3 protein-coding genes are annotated in these 3,702 nt (G+C 73.9%); 1 reads left to right on the top strand and 2 read right to left on the bottom strand.

Annotation, left to right across the window (positions count from 1 at the left end; all coding sequences use genetic code 11):
• Positions 1-663, top strand: a 663-nt coding sequence (locus tag ABZV06_RS31945) for a TetR/AcrR family transcriptional regulator C-terminal ligand-binding domain-containing protein (protein WP_355625979.1), incomplete at its 5' end; no start/stop codon positions are given.
• Positions 664-703: 40 nt separating this feature from the next.
• On the opposite strand, the gene ABZV06_RS31940 is transcribed toward ABZV06_RS31945, so the two are convergent.
• Entirely contained in the window at positions 704-2,623 is a 1,920-nt protein-coding gene (locus ABZV06_RS31940; protein ID WP_355247147.1) for a helix-turn-helix domain-containing protein, read from the bottom strand.
• 14 nt (positions 2,624-2,637) lie between these two features.
• A complete protein-coding gene (locus tag ABZV06_RS31935) occupies positions 2,638-3,420 on the bottom strand; it encodes a 3-hydroxybutyrate dehydrogenase (protein ID WP_355625977.1) in 783 nt (260 codons plus the stop codon).
• Between the last annotated feature and the right edge of the window lie 282 nt (positions 3,421-3,702).

The following is a 3,702-nucleotide window of genomic DNA, read 5'->3' as shown; positions in this document are numbered from 1 at the left end:
GGCGGCCCCCGCCGCGGAGCCGTTGTTGGATGGGAGGGCAATGGTTCGGGCAAATGTACCCAATTCCCGCCCCCCGCCGATGCTCCGCGGTCGCCCGGGCGACCGCGGAGCCTCCGCGCCGACGAAGCGATCGTCGAGGCCACTCTCGACCTGCTCGCCGAGGGCAGCACCATCGAGGCGCTCTCGATCGAGGCGATCGCCACCCGCGCTGGCGTCGGCAAGGCCACCATCTACCGCCGCTGGGCGGGCAAGGACGCGCTGCTGATCGACGCGCTGCGCCGGCTCAAGGGCATCATGCCGCAGCCGACCGGCAACTCCGTCCGCGACGACCTGCTCGTGCTGGTCGGCGCGGTCGGGCAGAACGTCGACCCCCGCGCGGCGAAGATCATGCCGTGCCTGGTGCCGGCGGTGAACCGCAGTCCGGACCAGTTCCAGCTCTACCAGAACATCATCGAGCCCCGGCGGCAGCTCATGCGCGAGGTGCTGCGGCGCGGCATCGACGAAGGGCTGCTACGGCCCGACATCGACGTCGAGGTGACCATGGCGCTGCTCACCGGGCCGATGCTGATCCAACGCGTACTCCAGTGGAACCCGGAGTTGGACGACCGCAACCTGCCGACGCAGGTCGTCGACGCCGTCCTCGAGGGCATCCGCGCCCGCTGACCCGACCGCGCCCTGGCCGCTCTCTCGACCGTGTGTCGGGTCAGCCCGCCGGGGCGCGCAGCCGATGCAGGCGCAGCGCCAACTGCACCTCCAACGCCCGCTCGGGTCGCTGCCAGTCCGCGCCCAGCAACTGTCCGACCCGCTCCAGCCGCTGCGTCACCGTGTTGACGTGCACGTGCAGCTGCTCGGCGGCCCGGGCCAGGCTGCCGCCCACCCCGAAGTACGCCTCCAACGTCTTCACCAGTGCCGTCCCGCGCCGGGCGTCGTAGTCGACGACGGGCCCGACCGTGGCGGTGAGGAACTGGGCCACGTCCTTCTCGCCCCGGTCACCCACCGTGCCCAGCAGCAGCCCGACGAAGCCCAGCTCCGCGGTGCTCGCCCCCTGACCGGCACGGCCCAGCGCGCCGAGCGCGGTGAGGCAGCGGTCCGCCTCGTGGAACGTTCCCGCCAGCGCCGTCGGCCCGGTCGCCGGCCCACTCGCCCCGGCGGTCACCGGCCGGCCCGTCACCCGCGACAGGTCCCGCGCCACCGCTCGGGCGCTGCCGCCGGCGTCCTGGCCCGGCAGCATCAGGACCACCCGACCGTCGCGCGCCGCCGCCAGGCCGCCCCGCGCCGAGGCGTACGTGGTCGCCCAGGAGAGCACCCGCTGCCGAGCCGAGCCGGTCGCCGCGATGGCGTCGTCGCCCACCGCCACCAGCACGTGCGGCGCGTCCAGGTCCACCCCGAGCCGGCGGGCCCGGCTGCGCAGCGCGTCGGTGTCGCGCAACGGGCGGGCGATCAGGTCGTCCAGCAGCTCGCCACGCACCCGCCCCTCCGCCTCCGCGACCGTCCGGCGGAACAGCAACAGCAGGGCGGTCACCAGAGCGGCCCGCTCCAGGATGCGCTGGTCGGCGTCGACCAGCTCGTCGTCGGGGCGCAGCACCAGCGCGCCCAGGTTCTCCGTGCCGGCCACCACCGCCGCGTACCACAGTGGACCACGGCGTACGCTGCGTCCCTCGGTACGGGACGCGGCCACCGCCTCCACGATGTCCGCCCGCTCGGGCTCGTCGATCTCGCCGACCCGGGCCAGCAGGCGGCCCTCGGCGTCCAACGCCAGCAGCGCCCCGCCCAGCACGTCCGTCACCGCGGCGGCCACGTCCTCCACGCCGCCGCCCCGCAGCACCAGCGCGGTCATCCGGTCGTGCGCCGCCGCGGCCCGCTCCACCGAGCTGCTGTGCGCCCGGATGGTGGTGTTCGCCGCCGACAACTCGGCCAGCGCCGCACGCGTCTCGGCCAGCAGCCGGGCCGTGTCGATCGCCACCGCGGCGTGCGCGGCGAGGGAGACCAGCAACGCCACCTCCTCCCGGGCGAACGGCCGGGCCGAGCGGTTGGCCGAGTAGAGCACCCCGATCGAGGTGGAGCCGAGCCGCAGCGGCACACCGAGGATCGCCACCAGGCCCTCCTCGCCCACGCCGGCATCGATCTCCCCGGTGTGGTGGAAGCGCGCGTCCTCGCCGTAGTTGGCGGTGACGTACGGCGCGCCGGACTGGGCCACCAGACCACCCAGGCCGGCGCCCATCGGCAGCCGCAGACGCTGGAAGCGTGCCGAGACGGACCCGTCGGTCACCCGCATGTAGGTGTCGCCGCGCTCGTCGTCGTTGAGCGTCATGTACGCCACGTCGGCGCCCAGCAGGTTGCGCGCCCGGTGCACGATCGCCCTTAGCACGTCGTCCAGGTCACGCAGCCCGGCCAGGTCGCTGACCGTGTCGTACAGGCCGGACAACTCGGTCTCCCGGCGACGGCGGCGCTCCAGCAGCGCGCGGACCCGCAACGCCACGGTCTTGGCCTGCTCCAGCTCGGCCAGCCGGTCCGCAGGCACCCCGGCGGCCCGCGCGGCCACCAGCGGACCCTCGAACTCCACCGCGGCGGCCTCGCGGGCGAGCAGTTCGAGGAACTCCACCGGCGACGACATGGTCGACATTGTGCTCGGGCCCACTAGTTGGCCGTCCAGCCCCCGTCGAGAGCGATCGACGCGCCCGTGATGAAGGACGCCGGAGGCGAGCACAGGTATGCCAGCAACTCGGCCACCTCCTCCGGCTCGATCAGCCGCTTGACGGCCGCCCGGGCCAGCATGATCTTCTCGACGACCTCGGCCTCGTCGATGCCGTGGCTGGCCGCCTGGTCGGCGATCTGGCTCTCCACCAGCGCGGTCCGCACGTACGCCGGGTTGATGCAGTTGGCCGTCACCCCGTGCGCGGCACCCTCCAGCGCCACCACCTTCGACAGCCCTTCGAGGGCGTGCTTCGCCGAGACGTACGCCGCCTTGTACGGCGAGGCGCGCAGGCCGTGCACCGAGGAGATGTTGACGATCCGGCCCCAGTTCCGGGCGTACATGTGTGGCAGCGCCCGGCGGATCAGCAGGAACGGCGCCTCCACCATCACCCGCTGGATGTACTCGAAGCGCTCGACGGGGAAGTCCTGCAACGGCGCCACGTGCTGGAGACCCGCGTTGTTCACCACGATGTCCACGTCCACGTCGAGGGATTCCACGGCCGCCGTGTCGGCCAGGTCCACACCCTCGGCGCGCCCGCCGGCCTCCGCGGCCACGGCCTTGGCCGCCTCCAGGTTGCGGTCCACCACGAGCACCTTCGCCCCGGCCGCGGCCAGGCGCAGGGCGCACGCCCGCCCGATGCCACCGCCGCCTCCGGTGACCAGGGCGGTCCGGCCGGCGAGGTCGACCTGTACGACGTGGGGGACCGCCACGGGTTCTGCCGTCATGGCGCAAGAAGTTACGAGCTGTGTCTCCGTCGGCACATGGGCCGGGGCCACATACTCCTGGGCAAAGCTGTGTGCCCGCCGGTTGGTCATCCTGGGTCGCCGAGTGGTCAAGACCCGCGCAACGTCCCCGATGGTGCTGTCTCCGGCGAGCGGGATGCAGCAACTTCCCCGATGTTGTGAGGATCTTGGGCGCGGGGCGCGGGGCGCGGGGCGCGGGGCGCGGGGCGCGGGGCGCGGGGCGCGGGGCGCGGGGCGCGGGGCGCGGGGCGCGGGGCGCGGGGC

Source organism: Micromonospora sp. NPDC005172, from assembly GCF_040608555.1.
GTDB lineage: Bacteria > Actinomycetota > Actinomycetes > Mycobacteriales > Micromonosporaceae > Micromonospora.
Note: the sequence above shows the minus strand (reverse complement) of the source record. Positions and strands in the feature narration are given on the sequence as shown.

Coding starts and splice junctions, on each gene's coding strand:
- ABZV06_RS31940 (WP_355247147.1), bottom strand. CDS start 2,623: ATGTCGACCATGTCGTCGCCGGTGGAGTTCCTCGAACTGCTCGCCCGC.
- ABZV06_RS31935 (WP_355625977.1), bottom strand. CDS start 3,420: ATGACGGCAGAACCCGTGGCGGTCCCCCACGTCGTACAGGTCGACCTC.